Here is a 20,721-nt window from a genome sequence, read left to right as displayed (position 1 = left end):
TATTATCGATCTGACGGACGCGCTCCGGGAAGGCCCCCTCGCATGACTCCCCCAACTCCCCTGAGCTCTTCCAGCAATATCGAACGCCTGGTTGCGATCATGGCGCGGTTGCGCGATCCGAAGACCGGTTGCGAATGGGATACGGTGCAGACCTTCGCGACGATCGCCCCCTACACGATCGAGGAAGCCTATGAAGTGGCCGATGCGATCGAGCGCGGCGATATGGACGACCTCAAGGACGAGCTCGGCGACCTGCTGCTCCAGGTGATCTTCCACAGCCGCATGGCCGAGGAAGCTGGTGACTTCGCGCTGGCCGATGTCGTGAACGCGATCAGCGACAAGATGGAGCGCCGCCACCCGCATATCTTCCTGGGCGCGGCCGAGGGCGGCCATCACCTCTGGGAACAAATCAAGGCCGCGGAGCGGGGCGCCAAGGGGCATGAAAGTGCGCTCGACGGCGTCGCGGTCGGCCTCCCCGCCCTGCTCCGCGCCGAGAAGCTCCAGAAACGCGCCGCGCGCACCGGCTTCGACTGGCCCGATCCCAGCGGCGCCCGCGCCAAGATTGACGAGGAACTGGCCGAAGTAGAGGCTGCGACCACGTCTGCCGAGGTCGAGGAAGAGCTCGGCGATCTTCTGTTCGCCGTGGTCAATTGGGCGCGCAAGCTGGGCGTCGAACCCGAGGCAGCACTGCGCGCGGCGAATGGGAAATTCGAGAAGCGTTTCAAGGCGATGGAAGTTGAAGCTGGGGATGCTTTTGAGGGATTGGATCTCGATGCCAAGGAGGAACTCTGGTTGAAGGCCAAGCGCTTGCCGTCGCTTTGAACCTATGTTATGTTCGCTAAATGTTCTTTCTCCTGCCCTTGCTGATCGCGCTGTCCGCTCCGGCGAACGGCATCTCGGCGATGGCGGCTCCTCAGGTGGCTGGAAGCGATATGCAACAGGCGAAGGGCAGTTTCGACGTCAGCGTAAAGCCGAATGCCTCGGTCGAAGGACCAGTCGGCGTGCTTGCGCTGACCAAAACCTATCATGGCGACCTCGAAGCCACCGCGACCGGCCAGATGCTGGGCTATGGTGATCCCGGCGGCGGCAACGCGGCCTATGTCGCGCTCGAGCAGGTCACTGGCATGCTCGCAGGCCGCAAGGGCAGCTTTGCGCTCCAGCACAATGGGTCGATGAGCGGCGGCAAGCCGGAGATGAACGTCGTGATCGCGCCTGGGTCAGGCACCGACGAACTCAAGGGCATCGCCGGTCGGCTCGAGATCCTGATCGAAGGCGGCAAGCACAATTACGTGCTGCATTACACGCTTCCGGAATAAGCGCGGCTGTCAGGCAGTCCGCTGCAGGAACCGCTCATAATCCCGCGGCGCCATGCGGACCTCATAGACCGCACGTTCGCCGTCCATGCCCTGTTCGAGCACTTCGCCATGTTGATGGAGCCAGGCGGCGGCGGCGCCGTCGGCGGGGTCTAGGTGGAGGGTATAGCGGCGATGGCCTTCGGTCAGGCGCGCGGCAACGGCGTGGATCAGGGCTTCCACCCCCTCCCCGGTCACTGCCGAGACCGGCATGACGTCGTCGCGGCGGGAAGCTTCGGCCAGCAGGTCGTCGCGGGCGTCGCCCTCGAGCAGGTCGATCTTGTTCCAGGCTTCGAAGCGCGGCGTACCCTCGGCAACGCCGATATCGGCGAGCACCTGCTCGACATCGTCCTTCTGCGCCTCGCTGTCCGGATGCGCGACATCGCGAACATGGATCAGCAGGTCGGCCGAGATCACTTCCTCCAGCGTCGCCTTGAACGCGGCGACGAGCTGGGTGGGCAGTTCGGAAACGAAACCCACCGTGTCCGACAGGATCGCCTTGTCGATGCCGGGCAGCGAAATCTGCCGGAGCGTCGGGTCGAGGGTGGCGAAGAGGAGATTTTCCGCCATGACGTCACTTCCCGTCAGGCGGTTGAAAAGCGTGGACTTTCCGGCATTGGTGTAGCCGACCAGTGCGATCACCGGCCACGGCGCACGCTGGCGCCGGTCGCGGTGGAGGGTGCGGGTGCGGCTAACCGAATCCAGCTCGCGGCGCAGGCGGGCCATGCGGTCGCGGATCAGCCGGCGATCGGCTTCGATCTGGGTTTCGCCCGGGCCGCCGAGGAAGCCGAAGCCGCCGCGCTGGCGCTCCAAGTGGGTCCAGCTGCGCACGAGGCGACCGGCCTGATAGTCGAGGTGGGCCAGTTCGACCTGGAGCCGGCCCTCGGCAGTGCGCGCGCGCTCACCGAAGATCTCGAGGATCAGGCCGGTACGGTCGATGACCTTGCAGCCGAGCCCGGTCTCGAGATTGCGCTGCTGGACCGGCGTGAGGCTCGCGTCAAAAACCGCGAGGGTCAGTTCCTTGTCGCGGACCGTCTCGGCCAGCGCCTCGACCTGGCCCGAGCCGATCAGCGTACCCGGCTTGGGCGCGCGGATGCGCAAAGGCACCCGCTCGACCACGTCGACGCCGATGGCGGCGGCGAGACCGGCGGTCTCCTCCAGGCGCGCATCGGCATCGCGCGAGCTTCCGCCGAGGTCCGGATAGACCACGACCGCTCGCGCGCCCCGGGAGAATTCATCGGGGTCGCGCTCGAAACCGGTTGTCATGCGCTCACTCAGTCGTCGCTATTCTGTTCCTCGGCGAGGTTCAGCGGGTGGGCCGGCTGGATCGTCGAGACAGCGTGCTTGTAGACCAGCTGGGCCATGCCCTCGCGCTGGAGCAGCATGCAGAACAGGTCAAAGGCCGCGATCTGGCCCTGGAGCATCACGCCATTGACCAGGAACATCGTGACATTTTCCTGCTGGCGGCGGACCGCGTTGAGGAAAATCTCCTGCAATACCGGGTTCTTGGACTGGAACTCTCCGACCGCTTCGAGAAGCGGGGCGAGGTCGACCGGGCCCGAGGGCATGATCGTGGAGATCGCGTGCTTGTAGATGAGCTGCGACTGGCCGTCGCGGCGGAGCAGCACCGAAAAATTGTCGAACCAGGTGACGATGCCCTGGAGCTTGACGCCCTTGACGAGGAACATCGTGACCGGGGTCTTCGACCGGCGCAGCGAGTTGAGGAACAGATCCTGGAGGGAGGTCTGCTTTTCGGCCATCGTTCGTGACTCTCTTTGTTGGCGGGAGTTTCCCCGCTTTGGCGCCGTTCCCTGGCGTCTGAAGCGCGCACCCGTTCGGCGCGTCGCGGCGCCCTTTTATGCTTTGGGCGGCAAATCGTCCAGCAGGGGTTTCCAACAATGGCAGGTGTTCGACGCGCGTCGAAAATTGCAAGGCGCCGGTGGAGCGGCCCCTACTCGTCCCGGCTGTCGGTGATCCCCAACAGCTTGAGCTTCCGGTGCAGCGCCGAGCGCTCCATGCCGATGAAGCTGGCGGTGCGCGAGATGTTGCCCGAGAAGCGGCGGATCTGGACGCGAAGATACTCGCGCTCGAAGCTCTCGCGTGCTTCCTTGAGCGGGGCGCCCATGATTGCGCTGGCGGCGGTGTTGCCGCCGGTATCGGCGGGCCGGCCGAGCACTTCGGGGGGCAGGAGATCGAGGTCGATCCGCCCGATCCGGTCGCCGGGGGCAAGGATCACGGTGCGCTCGACGATGTTGCGCAGCTGGCGGACATTGCCCGGCCATTCATAGCTCTGCAGCGCCACCATCGCATCGGGCGCGACTTCGGGCGTCGGCACGCGGCGCTCATTGGCGTAATGCGCGACGAAATGCTCGACGAGGACGGGAATGTCCTCGCGCCGATCGGTGAGCGGTGGGATGCTCACCGGGACCACGTTGAGGCGGTAATAGAGATCCTCGCGGAAGCGGCCCTCGGCAATCTCCTGCATCAGGTCGCGCGCCGTGGCGGAGACGACGCGGACATCGACCTTGACCACGCGGGTGCCGCCGACGCGGCTGAAGCTCTGATCGGTGAGCACGCGCAGGATGCGAGCCTGGGTGGCGACCGGCATGTCGGCGATCTCGTCGAGGAACAGCGTGCCGCCATGCGCCTGTTCGAGCAGGCCGGTGCGGACCAGGTCCCCGCCCTCCTCCACGCCGAACAGCTCCTCCTCGACGCGCTCGGGCTGCATCCGCGCCGCGCTGACGATGACGAACGGCGCAGCGGCGCGCTGGCTCCAGCCATGGAGCAGGCGGGCGGCAACTTCCTTGCCGGTGCCGGCGCTGCCGGTGATCAGCACGCGGCTCCCGGTGGAGGCGACGCGCTTGAGCGTGGCGCGCACCGAGTTGATCGCGCCCGACTGGCCGGTCAGATCCTCTTCGCGGCCGATCGAGGCACGCAGCGATGCGACTTCGCGCTTCAGCCGCTCGGTCTCGGTGGCGCGTTCGACCAGCCAGAGCAGCCGCTCGGCCTCGAACGGCTTCTCGATGAAATCGGAGGCGCCACGGCGGATCGCGGCGACCGCGGTATCGAGATTTCCGTGCCCCGAGATCACCAGCACCGGGATCGAGGGATCGCGGCGCTTGATCTCGTCGAGGATCTCGAGCCCGTCGAGCTTCGAGCCGTGCAGCCACACGTCGAGCAGCACCAGGCTTGGGCGGCGCTCGGCAATGGCCTCGAGCGCCTCGTCGCTGTTCGCGGCGCCGCGCGTTGCATAGCCTTCGTCCTCGAGGACGCCGGCCACCAGCTCACGGATGTCGCGCTCATCGTCGACGACCAGGATATCGAGACTCATGATTTGGCACTTCCAGTACGGGTAAGCACGGCGGGACGCGGTTCTTCGCCGCCCTCGCCTTCAGGGGCGCTCGCCATCTCGGCGAGCTGATCGGTATCGAAACAGATGGTGACGAGCGTGCCGCCACCGGGCCGGTCGGAGAAGTTGATGGTGCCGAAATGCTCCTCGACGATCTTCTTCACGATCGCGAGGCCCAGGCCCGTGCCGCGGCTGCGCGTCGTCATATAAGGCTCGACGATCCGGTCACGCTCGACCGGCAGGCCGATGCCGTTGTCGGCGAGCGTCAGGGTGAGCTTGCCTTCCGCCTCGGGGCGGATCGTCATGACGATCTCGCCCTGGGGAAGTGCCTCTCCCTCCCCGCGTGCTTCAATCGCTTCAACTGCGTTCTTCACAATATTTGTGAAGGCCTGGCCGATCTGGCGGCGATCGCAGATCAGGCTGGGCGCGGGATCGGGGGCGTCCATCTCGAAGCGCAGCGTGGGATGCGCGACTTCGTGGAGGAACATCGCTTGGCGCGCGATGTCGAGCAGCGACTCCTGGCGGAACATCGGCTTGGGCATCCGCGCGAAGGAGGAGAACTCATCGACCATGCGGCGCAGGTCGCCGACCTGGCGGACGATCGTGTCGGTCAGCTGGGCGAAAGTGCCGTCTTCCGGCTCGATCTTCTTGCCGTAGCGGCGCTTGAGGCGCTCGGCGGCGAGCTGGATCGGGGTGAGCGGGTTCTTGATCTCATGCGCGATGCGGCGTGCGACATCGGACCAGGCGGCGCGGCGCTGGTCGTTCAATTGCTGGGTGATGTCGTCGAAGGTGAGCACCTTGCCCGCCTCGTCGCTGGTGACCTTCACGGCGAGCGTGCGTGCATCGCCGCCGCTGCCGAGCTGGATCACCGCCTCGCGGTCGCCGGTGTCGAGCAGCGCGTCGAGTTCGGGGGCGAGCTCGGCTAGTGGATGGCCGACGAGGTCCTGCTCGCCCTGGTGGAGCAGCTCGATCGCCGACTCGTTGATCAGGCGGACGCTACGCTGCGAGTCGATCGAGATGACGCCGGCCGAGACGCCCGACATCACCGCCTCGATCAGAACGCGGCGGCTTTCGAGCTGGATATTGGCCGATTTGAGCGCGCCGGTCTGTTGTTCGAGCCGCTCGGTCATGCCGTTAAAGGCATCGCTGAGGGTGCTGATCTCGTCGCCGGTCAGCGGGATGTCGACGCGCGCAGTCAGGTCGCCGCCAGCGACTCGGCGGGCGGCGGTAACGAGCTGCTCGACCGGCTTGACCAGGCGATCGGCGACGGCGAGCGCAATCCAGGTCGCGATGCTCACGATCAGCAGCGCCACGCCGAACAGCACGCCGTTGAGCTGGAGCTGGAGCGAACGCGCCCGCGCCTGGAGCGCATCGAACTCCGCCGAGATGCGGTCGCTCTCGTGATATTGCCGGTTCAGGAAGTCGACATTGTTCGGCGTGGCGACATAGAGGAACAGATTGCTCGACCGGTCGACCGGGGTAACCACCCACAGCATCTGCGTGTCGAAATTGGTGTAGCTCTCTTCGTCGCGCAACAGGTTGATCACCTGGGCAGAGACGCGGGCGGCGAAGACATCCGTTTTGGGCGCATCATAGGAGTAGAGCGCCGTTACGTTCTTCTCATTCTCCACCCGGAAGAGGACGAACTGAAAGAGGTTACGATTATAGGTCTGGTTGAGCAGGTAGTTCTGCACCACCGGCGAGCGCAGCGGGACGGTGGGGAATTTGTTGGCGACGTCGGCCGCCATGGTGCGGGCTTCGCCCGTCCAGCGCTCGATGACGACGCGCTGGCCCTGCTCGCCGAAGGACTGGGTGGCGTTGAACACGCTGCGCGCGCGCTCCGAGCCCCACAGCTGGACGCCCGACTGGAACATCACTGATGCCGCGATCACGGTCAGCACAATCGGGATGCTCGCCATCAGCGTGAACACCGCGACGAGTCGCACGTGGAGGCGCCCGCCGCCGGCTAGCGCCGACTTGGCAGCGCGGTGGATCGCGATGCGGCGGCCGATCAGCACGATCAGCGCGACATAGGGCAGCAGATTGGCGAGCAGCAGCGATGCCGCGACACCGGGATTGAACACCTGGTGCGAGAAATTTCGGACGAACAGGAAGGTGGCGACGGGGGTGGCGACCGCCAGCGTCACCACCACGATCTCCAGCGCCGAGATGGCAGTGATCCGCCGCTTGCGCGGCGTTGCCTTGATCAGGGGCTCGGCGGTGACGGCATCCATCGCGACCAAGCTAGATCGAGATTGTGGCAAAAAGAACACATAATATTGCTCGGTCTGTCGCTATTCGGCACCATCCGGACGATTGGGGCCGACATCGATCCCCAGCGTGTCGAGGCGCTTGCGCAGCGTATTGCGATTGATCCCCAGCGCGCGGGCGGCGCGGAGCTGGTTGCCGCCATGACGCCCGAGCATCGCCTCAATCAGGGGACGCTCCACCTCGCCGATGATCCGGTCATAGAGCGTGCCGTCGTCGAGCGTGCGCGGCTCCTCGATCGCGATGCGCTCCAGCCGGGCGCGGACGGCGGCCTCGATGCCTTCGTCGCGAGTCGTGAGGCTGGGCGTGGCGCCAGCCTCGCCCAGCGCGCGGCGCAGGGCATCGCCATCGATGACCTCGTCGCGACTCAGCGCGGCGATGCGGCGCATGAGGTTCTCGAGCTGGCGGACATTGCCGGGCCAGTCATAATTCTCCAGCACCGCGACCGCATTGGTCGCCAGGCTCTTGCGGGGCAGACCGTCCTCCGCCGCGCGGTCGAGGAAGAAGCGGGCGAGCAAGGGAACGTCGTCGCGGCGCTCCCGGAGCGAGGGCAGCGCCACGGGGACGACGTTGAGGCGGTAGAACAGGTCTTCGCGGAACTGCCCGGCCTGGACGAGCGCGGACAGGTCCTTGTTGGTCGCGGCGACGATGCGGACATCGGCCTTGATCGTGCGGGCACCACCGACGGTGGTGAACTCGCCTTGCTGGAGCACACGGAGCAGGCGGGTCTGCGCGTCCATCGGCATGTCGCCGATCTCGTCCAGGAACAGCGTGCCCCCCGCCGCCTGCTCGAACTTGCCGGCGACGCGGGACGCAGCGCCGGTGAAGGCGCCGCGCTCATGGCCGAACAGCTCGGCCTCGATCAGCTCGCGCGGGATCGCGGCCATGTTGAGCGCGACGAACGGCGCGCGGCGGCGCGGGCCCATGTCGTGGATCGCCTTGGCGACGAGCTCCTTGCCGGTGCCCGACTCGCCGGAGATCAGCACGGTGAGGTCGTTGGAGACGACGCGGGCGATGACGCGGTAGACTTCCTGCATCGCCGGCGAACGGCCGATCAGCGAGGAGCCGCCGCTCAGCTCGTCGCCGGGCAGGTCGGCGGGGAGATGGCGGCCGCGGGCAATCGCGCTGCGCACTGCCTGGCCCAGCACGTCGAGATCAAAGGGCTTGGGGAGATAGTCGAAGGCGCCGACTTCGGTGGCGCGCACTGCCGTCGCCAGCGTGTTCTGCGCGGAGAAGACGATCACCGGGAGCGAAGGATGCTCGGCGGTGAGCTTCGCCACTTCGTCAAGGCCATTGCCATCGGGCAGGATCACGTCGGTGACCAGCACATCGGGTAAGGCGGCTCCGATCGCGCGGCGCAGCTCGGCGAGGCTGGCTGCCGTCGTGACGGCATGGCCTTCCCGGCGGAGCGCCGCGGCGACCACGGTGCGGATCGCGCTGTCGTCGTCGACGACCAGGACCGAGCCGGTCATGCCTTGGCTCGGGGAAGGAGGATGCGGAATACAGTCATTTCGGGTGGGCGCTCACGGGCATATTGGACGATCCCGCCCATGTCGCGGACCAGCTTCTCGACGAGCGGGAGGCCGAGCCCCTTCCCCTCCGGCTTGCCCGAGACGAAGGGCTCGAAGAGGTGCTCGGCGATGTCGGCGGGGGCGCCGGGGCCATTGTCCATCACGCAGATCTCGATCGGCAGCGGCTGGCGCGGGCGGCCGGCGCCGGCACTGATCGACATGCCGTGGCGATAGGCGGTGGAGAGCACGATCCGCGGCTGGGCGAGCCCGGCAAGTGCCTCGGCGGCATTCTTGACCAGGTTCATCATCACTTGCTGGAAGGCATCGGGGTCGATCAGCACCGGGGGCAGCGAGGGATCGAAGCGCTCCTCGATCACCATGCCGCGGGCGAAGCCGGCCAGCGCCAGGCGGCGGGCGTGATCAAGCAGAGGATAGACGTTGGTCGGCTCGAGCTTGAGCGGGCGCGTATCGGTGAAGTCCTGCATCCGGTCGATCAGCGCGGCGATGCGGTCGACTTCGGTGGTGATCAGCCCGGTAAGCTCGCGATCCTCCCCCGAGCTGGCGAGCAGCTGGGCGGCGCCGCGGATGCCCGAGAGCGGGTTCTTGATCTCATGGGCCAGCATCGCCGCCGCTCCCACTGCGGCACGCGCGCCGGCGGTGCGCTCGGCGCCCTGGGCGACGCGGCGGGATTGCGGAGCGTGGTGGAGCGTGACGATCCGCCAGCCGGGATTGTCGGCGATCGAGGTCTCGACAAAGTCCACCCGGATGCGGGCGCCGCGGACCGCCTCGATCTCGACGTCGAAGGCGGCAAAGCCATGGCCGTCGCGGCGGTCGACATAGCCTTCGGGCGGGCTCAGCACCGCGTCATAGGGCTGGCCGATCATCGTGGTCTCGGCGTGGTTGAGCAGCGCCTCGCACGCGGCATTGGCATGCGCGATGCGGCCGTCGGGATCGATGACGAGGACGGCAACGGGCAAGGCGGCGAACGTCTCGGCGAAGCCGGGCCCGAGGGCCGGTGCCGGACGCCGCCTCAGGCCGCCGCGCGGGAACGCCACGGTGCGTAGAATTCGTCGAGCATTGCCAGCACGGTCTTGGCGTCCGGCACCTGGTTGACCTTGTTGCGGAACTCGGCCGAGCCGGTCAGGCCCTTGGTGTACCAGCCGAGATGCTTGCGCATCATGTTGACGCCGGTCATCTCACCATAATGTTCGAGACTATCGATGTAATGCTCTAGAATTACACGATATTGTTCGTCGATTGTAGGATCGGCGCGCTCGCCCTTGCCGGTCAGCGCGTCCATCACCTGCTTGAGGATCCACGGCTTGCCATAGGAACCCCGGCCGATCATCAGCCCGTCGGCACCCGATTGGGCGAGCGCGGTGCGGGCGTCCTCGACCGTCAGGATGTCGCCATTGACGATCACCGGGATCTTCACCGCGTCCTTCACCGTGCGGACAAAGGCCCAGTCGGCCGAGCCGCGGTACATCTGGTTGCGGGTGCGGCCATGAACGGTGACCATCTTGCAGCCGAGATCCTCGGCGATATGGGCCAGCTCGGGCGCGTTGAGGCTGTCGAGGTCCCAGCCCATGCGCATCTTGAGCGTGACCGGCACCTTCACGGCCTTCACGCAGGCATCGACGATCGCGGCGGCATGCTTGAGGTCGCGCATCAGCGCCGAGCCGGCATCGCCGTTGGTGACCTTGCGCACCGGGCAGCCCATGTTGATGTCGATGATCGCAGCGCCGCGATCCTCGTTGAGCTTGGCGGCCTCGGCCATCTCCGGCGGCGAGCAGCCGACGAGCTGCATCGAGACCGGCTCCTCGATCGGGTCCCAAGCGGCCTTCTGGATCGACTGGCGGGTGTCGCGGATCGCGGCGGCGCTGGCGATCATCTCGGTGACGTTGAGCCCCGAGCCATAGCGGCGCACCGCGCGGCGGAACGGCAGGTCAGTGACACCAGTCATCGGCGCCAGGATGACCGGCGCTTCGACCGTGACCGGGCCGATCTGGATGGGGGCGAGTTCGCTCATGATGTTGCCTGAAAAATAGGCAGTGGCGCCTACAGGTACAAGCGATGATTGGCAAGTAGACGGTTCCGGACGCGGAAGCTGGCGTTGGTTGCGCGCCCGGCGGGTTGCGCTGTCGCGTTCCGGGGGATGGAAATCGGGCCAGGGACGGCGGAAACCTGCGGGTTTCGGCGGAGTCGATGTGCGTATTGCCAGACGTCTTGAACGCGGATGTTGGCGCGGTGTCTTTGCCGGCTTGCGGCAAGCCGTTGCACGGGCGCGGGAAATCCTGCGCTTGCGTTGGCGTATCGACGGTTCAAAGAGCGGCCGGCCTGGGCTGGCTGATGCTCAAGGCTGTCAGAGGATTTCCTACATTGGAAGGGCCCTTCTCCCCCTTCCTGACGGATGTGGGTGGCGGTGAGCCTCTTCAACCTCGGTGCGTCTTGCTCTAGGCCCGCCGGCATGAAGACCGCCGCCATCATTGTCGCCGCCGGAAGCGGTACCCGCGCCGGGGGGAGCGTGCCCAAGCAATTCGCGCCGCTCGCCGGCAAGCCGATGCTCAAGCATAGTTTCGACGCCATGACGTCCCATCCGGATGTGGACACAGTGCTGGTCGTGATCGGCGCGGGGCAGGAAGATGCGTTGCGCGCGGTTCTGGGCGATGTGGACTTCCTTATTGGCGGGGCGACGCGGCGCGAGAGCGTGGCGAACGGGCTGGCGGTGATTGGCGATGCCGATCGGGTGCTGATCCATGATGCCGCCCGCCCCTTCCTAGCGCATGCGGTGATCGACCGGCTGCTCGCGGCGCTGGAGACGCATGAGGGGGCGATTCCGGGGCTGCCGGTAGCGGACACGCTCGTTTCGGCGTCCGGAGCGTCCGTGCCGCGCGACGGGCTGGTGCGGGTGCAGACGCCCCAGGCGTTCCGTGCCACCGCCATTCGCCAGGCGCATGCCGCCTGGCCCGAGGACCAGGAAGCGACCGACGATGCGCAGATGCTGCGCGCGCTCGGAATGGACGTAACCGTCGTGGAAGGGTGCGCGATGCTCGAAAAGGTCACCCACCCCGCCGATTTCGCCGCCGCCGAGGCGCGGTTCGGTGCGCAGATGCGGGTGCGCACGGCGCAGGGCTATGACGTCCACCGTTTCGCCGAGGGCGAGGAATTGTGGCTGGGCGGCGTGCTCGTGCCGCATTCCAAGGGGCTTTCGGGGCATAGCGACGCCGATGTGGCGCTGCATGCGATCACCGACGCGCTGCTGGGCACGATCGGCGCGGGCGATATCGGTATGCACTTCCCGCCGAGCGACCCGCAATGGCGCGGGCAGCGCTCCGCCAAGTTCCTCGAACATGCGGCGTCGCTGGTGGCGGCCGCGGGCGGCGTGATCGACTTTATCGACCTGACGATCATCTGCGAGGCGCCCAAGATCGGCCCGCACCGCGAGGCAATCCGGGCGAGCATCGCCGCGATATTGCAGCTGCCCATCGGCCGGATTAGCGTGAAGGCAACGACGACCGAGCGGCTGGGGTTCACCGGCCGCGGCGAAGGCATGGCTGCGCAAGCCATTGCCACGATACGGATTGCGGAGGGGGAATGAACAAGATGATGCGCGCAACGACGGCAGCGCTGGCGCTGCTGGCGACGACCGGTCAGGCGCTGGCGGCGGCGAAGGACCCGCCCTGCCTGACCAGGCAGGAAGCGTCTTCGCTGATCCTGACGATCCTGCCTGGCGCACTGAAGCAAGTGACGACGGCCTGTTCCAAGACGCTGCCGGCAAGCGCATATCTGGTGCGTTCCGGCGCTGCGATGGTCGCGCGCTACGACGCGCCGGCCAAGGCCGCACGGCCCGAGGCGGTGGCGGCGCTTAACAAGGCGCTGGCCGGCGACGTGAAGATCGACGACAGCATGTTCGACCTGTTTTCGGGCACGATCCTCAGCGAGATGAAGGTCGAGAAGCTGAGCGCGACGCAGTGCGCGAATGTCAGCGAGATGGCCGAAGCACTCGAGCCCCTGCCCCCGGTCAACCTGGCGGAGCTGTTTGTGGCAGTGTTCAAGCTGGGCCTCGAGGCCAAGGCCGGTGAGGCGCCGCCCTTCCGCATCTGCGAGGCGAACTGAGGGGCTGCCCGCTTCGGCACAGCCCTAAGGCGATGAACTGACTCGCGTCGGCAACAATAGGGTGGCAAAGGCGCCCCCCTATGGACACGATTCTCCCGCCGGAGCTGGTCGCAGCCGCCCGCAAGGTGCTTGACGCCAATCGCGCTGCCGGCCGCCGCGTCGCCGTTGCCGAGAGCTGCACCGGCGGCCTCGTCTCGGCTGCGCTCACCGAGATCCCCGGCTCGTCCGACGTCTTCGACGCGGGCTTTGTCACTTATTCGAACGAGGCCAAGCACGACGTGCTCAAGGTAGGCAGCGACGTGCTGGAAACCTTCGGCTCGGTGTCGATCGCAGTCGCCTGGAGCATGGCGCAAGGCGCGCTTGCCCGCACCCATGCCGATGTCGCGGTGGCGATCACCGGTATCGCGGGCCCCGATGGCGGCACCGAGAAGAAGCCGGTGGGCACGGTGGTGTTCGCGCAGGCGGTGCGCGGCGCCGATCCCGAGCATATCGTGGCGGACGCGCGGCACTTCGTGAACAACGGCCGTGCCGGCGTGCGCCTTCAGGCGGCGTTGTGTGCGCTCGAGCTGCTGATGCCGGGCGCCTCGGCCCCAGAGGACACCGAAGCCGACGTCGAATCGCCGTAGAGCCGCGCGGCGCGTTCCTCGAACGCGTTGATCATCTTGCGGAGCGCCCGATCGAACATCTGGCCGGCGAGCATCTCGAACACGCGGTTCTTGAACGCGAAATCGACGGTGAAGTCGACCAGACACCCGCCCTTCCCGTCCGCGCGGAAGCCCCAGTCGTTGCGCAGGTGCTTGAGCGGGCCTTCGAGATATTCGATGTGCAGCGCGGCGGGGCGCTGCTTGTCGACCTTCGAAGTGAAGGTCTCGCGCAGCCCCTTGAAGCCGACGATCATGTCCGCGACCATCTGACTATCGCTGTTCGAGCGCACCCGGATCGCACTGACCCAGGGCAGGAACTCGGGGTAGCGGGCGACGTCGGCCACCAGGTCGAACATCTGCTCCGGGGTATAGGGAAGTGGCCGCGTCTCGCTGTGCTTCGGCATCAGGCCCCCGGGGTGGCGGCCTTGGCCAGCTTCGCCTCGCGCGCAGCCTTCATCTCGGCGAAGTCCTCGCCGGCGTGATAGCTGGAGCGGGTGAGCGGCGACGAGGCGACCTGGAGGAAGCCCTTTGCCCGGCCGATCGCGCCATAGGCCTGGAAGGCGGCGGGCGTGACGAACTCCTCAACCTTGGCGTGGCGCGGAGTCGGCTGGAGATACTGGCCCATCGTCAGGAAATCGATGTCGGCCGAGCGCATGTCGTCCATTACCTGGTGAACCTCGAGGCGCTGCTCGCCGAGGCCGAGCATGATGCCCGACTTGGTGAAGATCGTCGGGTCGAGGCGCTTCACCGTCTCGAGGAGGCGCAGCGACGCATAATAGCGCGCGCCGGGGCGGATGTTCGGGTAGAGCCTCGGCACCGTCTCGAGATTGTGGTTGTAGACGTCCGGCCGCGCGGCGACGATCGCCTCGACGGCGGCCTCGTGCTTGTTGCGGAAATCGGGAGTGAGGATCTCGATCGTCGTGGTCGGGTTCGCCTTGCGGATCTCCTCGATCACCTTGACGAACTGGCTGGCGCCGCCGTCGGGCAGGTCATCGCGGTCGACCGAGGTGATGACGATATGCTCGAGACCCATCTGCGCGGCAGCCTCAGCGACATGCTGCGGCTCCATCGGGTCGACCTTGCGCGGCATGCCGGTCTTGACGTTGCAGAAGCGGCAGGCGCGCGTGCAGACGTCGCCCAGGATCATCACCGTGGCGTGCTTCTTGGTCCAGCACTCGCCGATATTCGGGCAGGCCGCTTCCTCGCAGACGGTGACGAGGTTTTTCGAGCGCATCAGCGCCCGCGTCTTGGCGAAGCCTTCCGAGGTGGGAGCCTTGACGCGGATCCAGTCGGGCTTGCGCTGGCGTTCCGGGCGCGGTGCTGCGGAGAGATCGTTCATGCAGGCCAGATAGAGCGGGAGGGCCAGGGTTTCCAGCCCTGGTTGCACTTTCGTCAATCGATCTTCGCAGCAATGCTTCGATACAAACCTTGGCAGTCTGGATAGCGGACGTTACGGCAGCGGCCATGACCGATTTCACCGACCTGCTCGACGGCTATCAGCGCTTCCGGACCAGTGAATATCGCCGCCACCGCGACCGATGGTCGGAGCTCACCGAGGGGCAGAGCCCGCGGGTGATGGTGATCGCCTGCTCCGACAGCCGAGTCGATCCGGCGCAGATCTTCGATACCGTGCCCGGCGAGATCTTCGTGGTGCGCAACGTCGCCAACCTGGTGCCGCCGTTCGAGGACGATGCGAGCCGCCACGGCGTGTCCGCCGCGCTCGAGTTCGCAGTCAACCAGCTCGAAGTGCCCGAGATACTGGTGCTCGGCCATGGCGCGTGCGGCGGCGTCTCGGCGGCGCTCTCGCAGCGCTTCAAGGGGGCGGCCAATGGCGAAGGCGGGTTCATCGCTCACTGGGTCGACATGCTCGACGAGGCGCGCGAGCGGATCGTGGCGGCGCACGGCACCGGTCCTGAGGCCGTGCATGCGCTCGAGCTGGAGACGGTGCGCGTGTCGCTAATCAACCTGCTGACCTTCCCCTTCGTCGCCGAGCGGGTGAAGGCGGGCACGCTGACGCTCCACGGCGCCTATTTCGCGATCGCCGAGGGCGTGTTGCACGTGATGGGCGAAGACGGAGCCTTCGCGCCGGCCTGACTTGATTTGCCGGCCCCCCGCGCCAGATTGGTGGCGGGGGGACGATCATGGCATTTCTCGGCAAGCAGATATTCGAGCTCTATCGGCGCGGGCTGGCGCTGTTCGTGCTGGCGCCGCTGATCCTGGCGATCGTGATGCTCCCCGAATTCCTCCAGCACATCGCCGAGATCCAGATCGGCTTCTTCGACAGCCATGCCGGCGCCAAGCTGCTCGCCAATGATCCCACGCGCTGGGCGTTCGGCTATGCCAAGCTGACCGGGCTACTGATCGGGATGCTGGCGGCGGCGCGCTATTGGGGCACGCGGGCTCGCGGGCGCAAATGGTGGCAGCTCGGCGACATCCGCTGGGTGACGCTGATCCTGTCGATGCTGCTGTTCGTCGGCCTGTCCGCCGCGGTCGGGCTGCTCGAGCATCGCATTCCCGACCTGCCCTATAAGACCCTCTATTGGGGGACGAGCATTGCGGTGCTGCCGGTGATCCTGCCGATCGTCGGTGCGCTGCTCGGCGACCCGCGGGCACATCCGCTGCGCGACTATTGGCACGACTGGCGGTGGCTGCCGCTGCTCGTGCTGCTGCTCGGCCTCGCCTATCTGCCCGGCATGGCGGCGCATTACGGCTTCCACTATCTCGCCTTCGGCGCGCCGCGGCCGATCGTCTGGCTGCTGATGATCCTCGACCCGTTCGCAGTGGGGCTGATCGCGGCCAATGTCGGCGCGGCGCTGTCGCTCACCTATGAGGCGGCGCGGGGTGCGGGCGCTGCAGCGCATCCGGAGCCGGGCGCTGCCAGCGATGATGAAGGCGGTAGCTTCAATCCGGCGTGATCGTCGCTTGTAGTTGCGCGCGGGGCATGGTCGAGTGCAGCCATGCTTCTCCTCGCGCTGCTCGCCCAGGCCGTGACCCCGGATACCGAGGTCAAGATCAATCCCGCCGGGGAGAACAGCTTCATGATCGAGATACTCACCGTCGAGAGCGCTGCGGTGGCGGCGGAGAAGATGCAGGCGGCGTCCGCCGAGGCCTGCAAGGCGACCGGCGTGGCTTCGGTCGGCATGACCATCGTCGGGACAGCGCGCAAGACCAAGAAGACACCGGCGCGGAACCAGATCCTTCAGTTTGTGAACTGCAAGAAGCCGGCCCCTTAGCCCTTGAGCCCCAGCGCCTTCCTGGCGACCTTCTCTACCTCGGGGTCAAGTTCGGGCGGCTCCATCGGCACATGCTTTTCCAGCGCGTCGGCAATCGCAGTGAGCGCGGCGATGCGCGCGGCCTTCTTGTCGTTGCCGTCGATCACGATCCAGGGCGCGAGCTTGGTATCAGTGTGCGCGAACATGTCGTGCATCGCTGCCAGATAGTCCTTGCGCTTGGCGCGGTTGCGATAGTCGTCGAGGCCGGTCTTCCAGCGCTTCCAGGGATGCTCGAGCCGCGCGGCGAGGCGCTTGTCCTGCTCCTTCTGCGTCACATGGACGAAGACCTTGACCAGGGTGGTGCCGACCGCGACCTGCTGCGCTTCGAAATCGTTGATCTCGTCATAGCCGCGCTGCCACTCGGCCTCGCTGGCAAAACCCTCGACCCGCTCGACGAGCACGCGGCCGTACCAGGTGCGGTCGAAGATCGCGATATTGTGCTGGGCGGGCAACCGCCGCCAGAAGCGCCAGAGGAAATGGTGCGCCAGCTCCTCGGGCGTCGGCGCCGAGATCGGCCAGACTTCGAAATAGCGCGGGTCCCATTCGGCGGTGAGGCGCTGGATGATGCCGCCCTTCCCCGCCGCGTCCCAGCCCTCGAACGCGATGATCGCGCGGCGCTTGTGGACGATATGGGCATAGTGGATGTGGCTCAGTCGCTTCTGGATTTTCGCCAGCGCGTGCTTGTACTTGCCGTCATATTCTTCGCCGGCTTCGTAATCCGAGAGATCGATCGTCATAGGGTCCCCTCAACGCGCCGGCGCAATCTTCGCTGCATCGACGCGATTGGCAAGCGCGCTGCCCGCTTCGGCATCGGCGATGCTCTGCAGCGTGGTCCCGGCGATGGCGCACAGAGCCTCTTCGGTGAGGAAGGCCTGGTGGCCGGTGACCAGCACATTGGGAAAGGTCAGCAGGCGCTGGAACTGGTCGTCCGAGACGATCTCGTTGGAGAGGTCCTTGAAGAACAGATCGGCCTCCTGCTCATAGACGTCGAGCGCGACGGCGCCGATCTTGCGCGACTTGAGGCCCTCGATCAGCGCAGCCGTGTCGATCAGCGCGCCGCGGCTGGTGTTGACGATCACCAGCCCGTCGCGGGCCAACGCGATGGCCGCGGCGTCGATCAGGTGGCGGGTGTCGGGCGTCAGCGGGCAATGGAGCGAGACGATCTCGGCCTCGCGCAGCAGCGCGTCGCGGGGAACGTAGCGCACGCCGGCCGCCTCGAGCGCGGGATCGGGATAAAGGTCGCTCGCCAGCACGTCGCAGCCGAAGCCGAGCCTGAGGCTGCGGGCGACCAGCGCGCCGATCTTGCCGGTGCCGATCACGCCGACGGTGCGGCCATGCAGGTTGCGGCCGATCAGCCCGTCGAGCGCGAAGTTGTTCTCGCGCACCCGCGTCCAGGCGCGCGGGATCTTGCGGTCGACCGCGAGGAGCAGCCCGAGGGTGAATTCGGCGACGGCATGCGGCGAATAAGCGGGCACGCGGACCACGTCGATGCCCAGCCGGGCAGCGGCGGCGAGGTCGACATTGTTGAACCCGGCACAGCGCAGCGCAACGAGGCGGGTGCCGCCCGCCGCCAGCGCCTCCAGCACCCCGGCATCGACGATGTCGTTGACGAAGACGCACACCGCGCCGTGCCCGGCAGCCAGCGCGGCGGTGGCGGGTTCGAGGCGGGGCTCGAGGAAGTGGAGGTCGTGGCCGAAGCCGGCATTGGCTTCGCTCAGGAAACGGCGGTCATAGGCTTTGGTATTGAAGACGGCGACACGCATGCACTTTTCCCGTAAGATCTGGGCAACACCCGATAGCGCAGCCGGGCCGCGCCGTCAGCAAGAGGTGATTTGGGCCGCGACGATCCCGGTTGTTCCTGACCATTGGGGGTTAGATCATGTCGCGTAGCTTGTTCCTGATCTTCGGCGGTGTCGCCTATGCGATCTTCCTCGCCGTGTTCCTCTATCTGATCGGCTTCGTCGCCGACTTCGCGCCCCTGCCGCGCACCATCGACCACGGCCCTGCCGCGCCCTGGGCAATCGCGCTGGCGGTCGACGCGGGGCTGATCGCGCTGTTCGGGCTCCAGCACAGCGTGATGGCACGACAGGGCTTCAAGCGCGGCTGGACGCGCATCGTCCCCGCTGCGATCGAGCGCAGCGTCTACGTGCTCGTTACCAGCGCAGTGCTGATCCTGTTCTTCTGGCTGTGGCGCCCAATCCCGGCGCCGATCTGGAACGTAACCGCGCCGCTCGGCTTCTGGCTGCTGACCGGGCTCTCGCTGCTCGGCTGGGGCGTGGTGCTGACCAGCACCTATCTGATCAACCATTTCGAGCTGTTCGGGCTCCAGCAGGTGTGGCGCAACCTGACCGGCAAGGATGCTGCGGCGCCGCAGCTTCGCCGGCCCTTATTCTACAAGCTGGTGCGCCATCCGCTGTACAGCGGGTTCCTGCTTGCCTTCTGGGCGACGCCGGCGATGACGGTCGGCCATCTGCTCTTCGCGGGCGGGATGACGGTCTATATCCTGATCGCGATCTGGTTTGAGGAGCGCGACCTGACCGGGTTCTTCGGCGAGGACTATGCGCAATATCAGCGCGAGGTGGGGATGGTTATTCCCGGCGTGGGGCGAAACGCAGCCTAGCTGTTCCCCGGCGAAAGCCGGGGTCCAGGGATCACGGGCGATCCAGCAGAGAAACCCTGGGCCCCGGCTTTCGCCGGGGAACAGGTTTCTTTGTGTGCCCTCAGCAGGCCACCACGTTTACCGCGAGCCCGCCCTGCGCGGTTTCCTTGTACTTCGAGCGCATGTCCTCGCCCGTCTGCCGCATCGTCTCGATCACCGCGTCGAGGCTGACGATGTGGCTGCCGTCGCCGTGGAGCGCCAGATACGCCGCGTTGATCGCCTTGATCGCGCCCATCGTGTTGCGCTCGATGCAGGGGATCTGGACGAGGCCGCCGATCGGATCGCAGGTGAGGCCGAGATTATGCTCCATGCCGATCTCGGCGGCATTCTCGATCTGGGCATTGGTTGCGCCGAGCGCCGCCGCCAGTCCCGCCGCGGCCATCGAGCAGGCGACGCCGACTTCGCCCTGGCAGCCCATCTCGGCGGCGGAGATCGAGGCGCGCTTCTTGTAGAGGAAGCCGATTGCCGCAGTGGTGAGCAGGAAGGTGCGCGATCCCGCCGGCGTCGGATTGGCGCAGAAGGTCTCGTAATAGCGCAGCACCGCGGGGATCACGCCCGCCGCGCCATTGGTCGGCGCGGTGACGACGCGGCCGCCGGCGGCATTTTCTTCGTTCACTGCGAGTGCCCAAAGGCTGACCCAGTCGAAGACGAGCGAGGGATCGCTGCGCGGACCGCGGGCGAGCAGGCGCTGGTGGAGGTCGCGGGCGCGGCGCTTGACCTTGAGGCCGCCGGGCAGCTCCCCCTCCCCGCGCATGCCGCGATCGATGCAGGCGGACATCGCGGCGCGCAGGCTGTCGACGAACGCATCGGTCTCGGCATCGTCGCGCCAGGCGGCCTCGTTGGCGCGCACGATGTCGGCGATCGAGACGCCCTGCTTCTCACCGACCGCGAGCAGTTCGGCGGCCGAGGTGAAGGCGAAGGGCAGGATGACATTGCTCTGCGGCGGCTCGCACCCGCCCTCGACGATCGCGCCGCCGCCGATCGAATAATAGAAGGTCTCCCAGGGCTCGCCCTCGGCATAATGCGCGACGAAGCGCATGCCATTGGGGTGCGATGGCAGGAAACGGTCGTCGCGGAAGACGAGGTGGCGGCCCTCGACAAAGGGCACCGGGACATGGCCGCCGAGCGCGAGTTGCTGCTCGGAGCGGATCGTGGCGACGATCGTGGTGACCGCATCGGGATCGACGCTCTCGGGCTGATAGCCGGCAAGGCCGAGGATCACTGCGGTATCGGTGGCGTGGCCGCGCCCGGTGAGCGCGAGCGATCCGAACAGCTCGCAAGAGACGGCGGTCGGCGTGCCCTTGTCCAGCGCCTGTTCCGCAAAGGCGGCGGCGGCGCGCATCGGGCCGACGGTGTGCGAGCTCGACGGGCCGATGCCGATCGTGAACAGATCGGCGAGGCCGATCGTCGCCTCGGCCCGGGCACGGGCGCGGGCGTTGTTCTCGTCAGACATTTCTACTCCTGCGTCCCAGCTCTCGCGGCCGGATTGCTCAAATGCGTTGTAGTTTTATGTCTGTACGTTGAAGTTTTATAACTTCAACTTCTAACTC

Annotated in this window: 20 protein-coding genes and 1 pseudogene; 9 read left to right on the top strand and 12 right to left on the bottom strand. The window is 66.7% G+C overall.

Annotated elements, in window-relative coordinates; translation table 11 throughout:
• The first annotated feature begins 42 nt into the window (after nt 1–42).
• Together mazG and HZY97_RS05000 are read left to right on the top strand one after the other, a co-directional pair.
• Nucleotides 43–822 (top strand): nucleoside triphosphate pyrophosphohydrolase, encoded by a 780-nt coding sequence (mazG, locus tag HZY97_RS05005; RefSeq protein ID WP_180141155.1) that lies wholly within the window; start codon nt 43–45, stop codon nt 820–822.
• Between the two features lie 20 nt (nt 823–842).
• Complete coding sequence (locus HZY97_RS05000) at nt 843–1,316, top strand: DUF3224 domain-containing protein (RefSeq protein WP_218942862.1); 474 nt, start codon at nt 843–845, stop codon at nt 1,314–1,316.
• Between the two features lie 9 nt (nt 1,317–1,325).
• On the opposite strand, the gene hflX is transcribed toward HZY97_RS05000, so the two are convergent.
• From hflX to dusB, 7 genes and pseudogenes are all read right to left on the bottom strand, one after another.
• Nucleotides 1,326–2,618: a GTPase HflX gene (gene hflX, locus HZY97_RS04995; RefSeq protein ID WP_180141153.1), complete on the bottom strand. Its 1,293-nt coding sequence runs from the start codon at nt 2,616–2,618 to the stop codon at nt 1,326–1,328.
• Between the two features lie 8 nt (nt 2,619–2,626).
• Nucleotides 2,627–3,187, bottom strand: a pseudogene (hfq, locus tag HZY97_RS04990) (RNA chaperone Hfq); the annotation flags it as partial.
• A gap of 116 nt (nt 3,188–3,303) precedes the next feature.
• Nucleotides 3,304–4,683: a sigma-54 dependent transcriptional regulator gene (locus HZY97_RS04985; protein WP_180141151.1), complete on the bottom strand. Its 1,380-nt coding sequence runs from the start codon at nt 4,681–4,683 to the stop codon at nt 3,304–3,306.
• Nucleotides 4,680–6,935 (bottom strand): ATP-binding protein, encoded by a 2,256-nt coding sequence (locus tag HZY97_RS04980; protein ID WP_180141149.1) that lies wholly within the window; start codon nt 6,933–6,935, stop codon nt 4,680–4,682. Before HZY97_RS04980 ends, HZY97_RS04985 begins: the two co-directional genes overlap by 4 nt.
• A gap of 60 nt (nt 6,936–6,995) precedes the next feature.
• Nucleotides 6,996–8,441: a nitrogen regulation protein NR(I) gene (ntrC, locus tag HZY97_RS04975; protein WP_180141147.1), complete on the bottom strand. Its 1,446-nt coding sequence runs from the start codon at nt 8,439–8,441 to the stop codon at nt 6,996–6,998.
• Nucleotides 8,438–9,535, bottom strand: a complete 1,098-nt coding sequence (locus HZY97_RS04970; protein WP_180141145.1) for an ATP-binding protein — start codon at nt 9,533–9,535, stop codon at nt 8,438–8,440. The genes ntrC and HZY97_RS04970 overlap by 4 nt, the downstream gene beginning before the upstream one ends.
• Nucleotides 9,511–10,509: a tRNA dihydrouridine synthase DusB gene (gene dusB / locus HZY97_RS04965; RefSeq protein ID WP_180141143.1), complete on the bottom strand. Its 999-nt coding sequence runs from the start codon at nt 10,507–10,509 to the stop codon at nt 9,511–9,513. The genes HZY97_RS04970 and dusB overlap by 25 nt, the downstream gene beginning before the upstream one ends.
• Before the next feature lie 438 nt (nt 10,510–10,947).
• On the opposite strand from dusB, the gene HZY97_RS04960 reads away from it, so the two are divergent.
• From HZY97_RS04960 to HZY97_RS04950, 3 genes are all read left to right on the top strand, one after another.
• Entirely contained in the window at nt 10,948–12,078 is a 1,131-nt protein-coding gene (locus HZY97_RS04960) for a bifunctional 2-C-methyl-D-erythritol 4-phosphate cytidylyltransferase/2-C-methyl-D-erythritol 2,4-cyclodiphosphate synthase (RefSeq protein ID WP_180141141.1), read from the top strand.
• Nucleotides 12,075–12,596, top strand: a complete 522-nt coding sequence (locus HZY97_RS04955; protein WP_180141139.1) for a hypothetical protein — start codon at nt 12,075–12,077, stop codon at nt 12,594–12,596. Before HZY97_RS04960 ends, HZY97_RS04955 begins: the two co-directional genes overlap by 4 nt.
• Nucleotides 12,597–12,676: 80 nt before the next feature.
• Nucleotides 12,677–13,222, top strand: coding sequence for a CinA family protein (locus HZY97_RS04950; RefSeq protein WP_180141137.1), 546 nt, complete (start codon nt 12,677–12,679; stop codon nt 13,220–13,222).
• Here the strand turns inward: HZY97_RS04950 and HZY97_RS04945 are convergent.
• Together HZY97_RS04945 and lipA are read right to left on the bottom strand one after the other, a co-directional pair.
• Nucleotides 13,138–13,644, bottom strand: a complete 507-nt coding sequence (locus HZY97_RS04945) for a type II toxin-antitoxin system RatA family toxin (protein ID WP_180141135.1) — start codon at nt 13,642–13,644, stop codon at nt 13,138–13,140. The genes HZY97_RS04950 and HZY97_RS04945 overlap by 85 nt on opposite strands.
• A complete protein-coding gene (lipA, locus tag HZY97_RS04940) occupies nt 13,644–14,579 on the bottom strand; it encodes a lipoyl synthase (protein ID WP_180141133.1) in 936 nt (311 codons plus the stop codon). The genes HZY97_RS04945 and lipA overlap by 1 nt, the downstream gene beginning before the upstream one ends.
• 125 nt (nt 14,580–14,704) lie before the next feature.
• Here lipA and HZY97_RS04935 point away from each other — a divergent pair, with 125 nt between their 5' ends.
• Genes HZY97_RS04935 through HZY97_RS04925 form a run of 3 tightly spaced genes read left to right on the top strand, consistent with a single transcriptional unit; the run spans nt 14,705 to nt 16,473 of the window.
• The gene (locus HZY97_RS04935; protein WP_180141131.1) at nt 14,705–15,334 is read left to right on the top strand and encodes a carbonic anhydrase; all 630 of its coding nucleotides are present in this window, start codon (nt 14,705–14,707) and stop codon (nt 15,332–15,334) included.
• Between the two features lie 47 nt (nt 15,335–15,381).
• Complete coding sequence (locus HZY97_RS04930) at nt 15,382–16,155, top strand: hypothetical protein (RefSeq protein ID WP_180141129.1); 774 nt, start codon at nt 15,382–15,384, stop codon at nt 16,153–16,155.
• A gap of 42 nt (nt 16,156–16,197) precedes the next feature.
• A complete protein-coding gene (locus HZY97_RS04925) occupies nt 16,198–16,473 on the top strand; it encodes a hypothetical protein (RefSeq protein ID WP_180141127.1) in 276 nt (91 codons plus the stop codon).
• Here the strand turns inward: HZY97_RS04925 and HZY97_RS04920 are convergent.
• Both HZY97_RS04920 and HZY97_RS04915 read right to left on the bottom strand, forming a co-directional pair.
• The gene (locus HZY97_RS04920; protein ID WP_180141125.1) at nt 16,470–17,249 is read right to left on the bottom strand and encodes a polyphosphate kinase 2 family protein; all 780 of its coding nucleotides are present in this window, start codon (nt 17,247–17,249) and stop codon (nt 16,470–16,472) included. The two genes, HZY97_RS04925 and HZY97_RS04920, sit on opposite strands and share 4 nt — an antisense overlap.
• 9 nt (nt 17,250–17,258) lie before the next feature.
• Complete coding sequence (locus tag HZY97_RS04915) at nt 17,259–18,275, bottom strand: 2-hydroxyacid dehydrogenase (protein WP_180141124.1); 1,017 nt, start codon at nt 18,273–18,275, stop codon at nt 17,259–17,261.
• A gap of 116 nt (nt 18,276–18,391) precedes the next feature.
• Between HZY97_RS04915 and mddA the strand changes: the two genes are divergently transcribed.
• Nucleotides 18,392–19,132: a methanethiol S-methyltransferase gene (gene mddA / locus HZY97_RS04910; RefSeq protein WP_180141122.1), complete on the top strand. Its 741-nt coding sequence runs from the start codon at nt 18,392–18,394 to the stop codon at nt 19,130–19,132.
• Between the two features lie 100 nt (nt 19,133–19,232).
• Here mddA and HZY97_RS04905 read toward each other — a convergent pair whose 3' ends face one another.
• Nucleotides 19,233–20,624, bottom strand: coding sequence for an L-serine ammonia-lyase (locus HZY97_RS04905; RefSeq protein ID WP_180141120.1), 1,392 nt, complete (start codon nt 20,622–20,624; stop codon nt 19,233–19,235).
• Nucleotides 20,625–20,721: the final 97 nt, after the last annotated feature.

Origin of the sequence: Sphingomonas sp. R-74633 (genome assembly GCF_013416555.1) — a bacterium.
In the GTDB taxonomy this organism is placed as follows: domain Bacteria; phylum Pseudomonadota; class Alphaproteobacteria; order Sphingomonadales; family Sphingomonadaceae; genus Sphingomonas.
Note: the sequence above shows the minus strand (reverse complement) of the source record. Positions and strands in the feature narration are given on the sequence as shown.

Coding starts and splice junctions, on each gene's coding strand:
- HZY97_RS04925 (WP_180141127.1), top strand. CDS start 16,198: ATGCTTCTCCTCGCGCTGCTCGCCCAGGCCGTGACCCCGGATACCGAG.
- mddA (WP_180141122.1), top strand. CDS start 18,392: ATGTCGCGTAGCTTGTTCCTGATCTTCGGCGGTGTCGCCTATGCGATC.
- HZY97_RS05000 (WP_218942862.1), top strand. CDS start 843: ATGTTCTTTCTCCTGCCCTTGCTGATCGCGCTGTCCGCTCCGGCGAAC.
- HZY97_RS04980 (WP_180141149.1), bottom strand. CDS start 6,935: ATGGATGCCGTCACCGCCGAGCCCCTGATCAAGGCAACGCCGCGCAAG.
- ntrC (WP_180141147.1), bottom strand. CDS start 8,441: ATGACCGGCTCGGTCCTGGTCGTCGACGACGACAGCGCGATCCGCACC.
- dusB (WP_180141143.1), bottom strand. CDS start 10,509: ATGAGCGAACTCGCCCCCATCCAGATCGGCCCGGTCACGGTCGAAGCG.
- HZY97_RS04985 (WP_180141151.1), bottom strand. CDS start 4,683: ATGAGTCTCGATATCCTGGTCGTCGACGATGAGCGCGACATCCGTGAG.
- hflX (WP_180141153.1), bottom strand. CDS start 2,618: ATGACAACCGGTTTCGAGCGCGACCCCGATGAATTCTCCCGGGGCGCG.
- HZY97_RS04920 (WP_180141125.1), bottom strand. CDS start 17,249: ATGACGATCGATCTCTCGGATTACGAAGCCGGCGAAGAATATGACGGC.
- HZY97_RS04945 (WP_180141135.1), bottom strand. CDS start 13,644: ATGCCGAAGCACAGCGAGACGCGGCCACTTCCCTATACCCCGGAGCAG.
- HZY97_RS04955 (WP_180141139.1), top strand. CDS start 12,075: ATGAACAAGATGATGCGCGCAACGACGGCAGCGCTGGCGCTGCTGGCG.
- lipA (WP_180141133.1), bottom strand. CDS start 14,579: ATGAACGATCTCTCCGCAGCACCGCGCCCGGAACGCCAGCGCAAGCCC.
- HZY97_RS04905 (WP_180141120.1), bottom strand. CDS start 20,624: ATGTCTGACGAGAACAACGCCCGCGCCCGTGCCCGGGCCGAGGCGACG.
- mazG (WP_180141155.1), top strand. CDS start 43: ATGACTCCCCCAACTCCCCTGAGCTCTTCCAGCAATATCGAACGCCTG.
- HZY97_RS04930 (WP_180141129.1), top strand. CDS start 15,382: ATGGCATTTCTCGGCAAGCAGATATTCGAGCTCTATCGGCGCGGGCTG.
- HZY97_RS04935 (WP_180141131.1), top strand. CDS start 14,705: ATGACCGATTTCACCGACCTGCTCGACGGCTATCAGCGCTTCCGGACC.
- HZY97_RS04915 (WP_180141124.1), bottom strand. CDS start 18,275: ATGCGTGTCGCCGTCTTCAATACCAAAGCCTATGACCGCCGTTTCCTG.
- HZY97_RS04950 (WP_180141137.1), top strand. CDS start 12,677: ATGGACACGATTCTCCCGCCGGAGCTGGTCGCAGCCGCCCGCAAGGTG.
- HZY97_RS04960 (WP_180141141.1), top strand. CDS start 10,948: ATGAAGACCGCCGCCATCATTGTCGCCGCCGGAAGCGGTACCCGCGCC.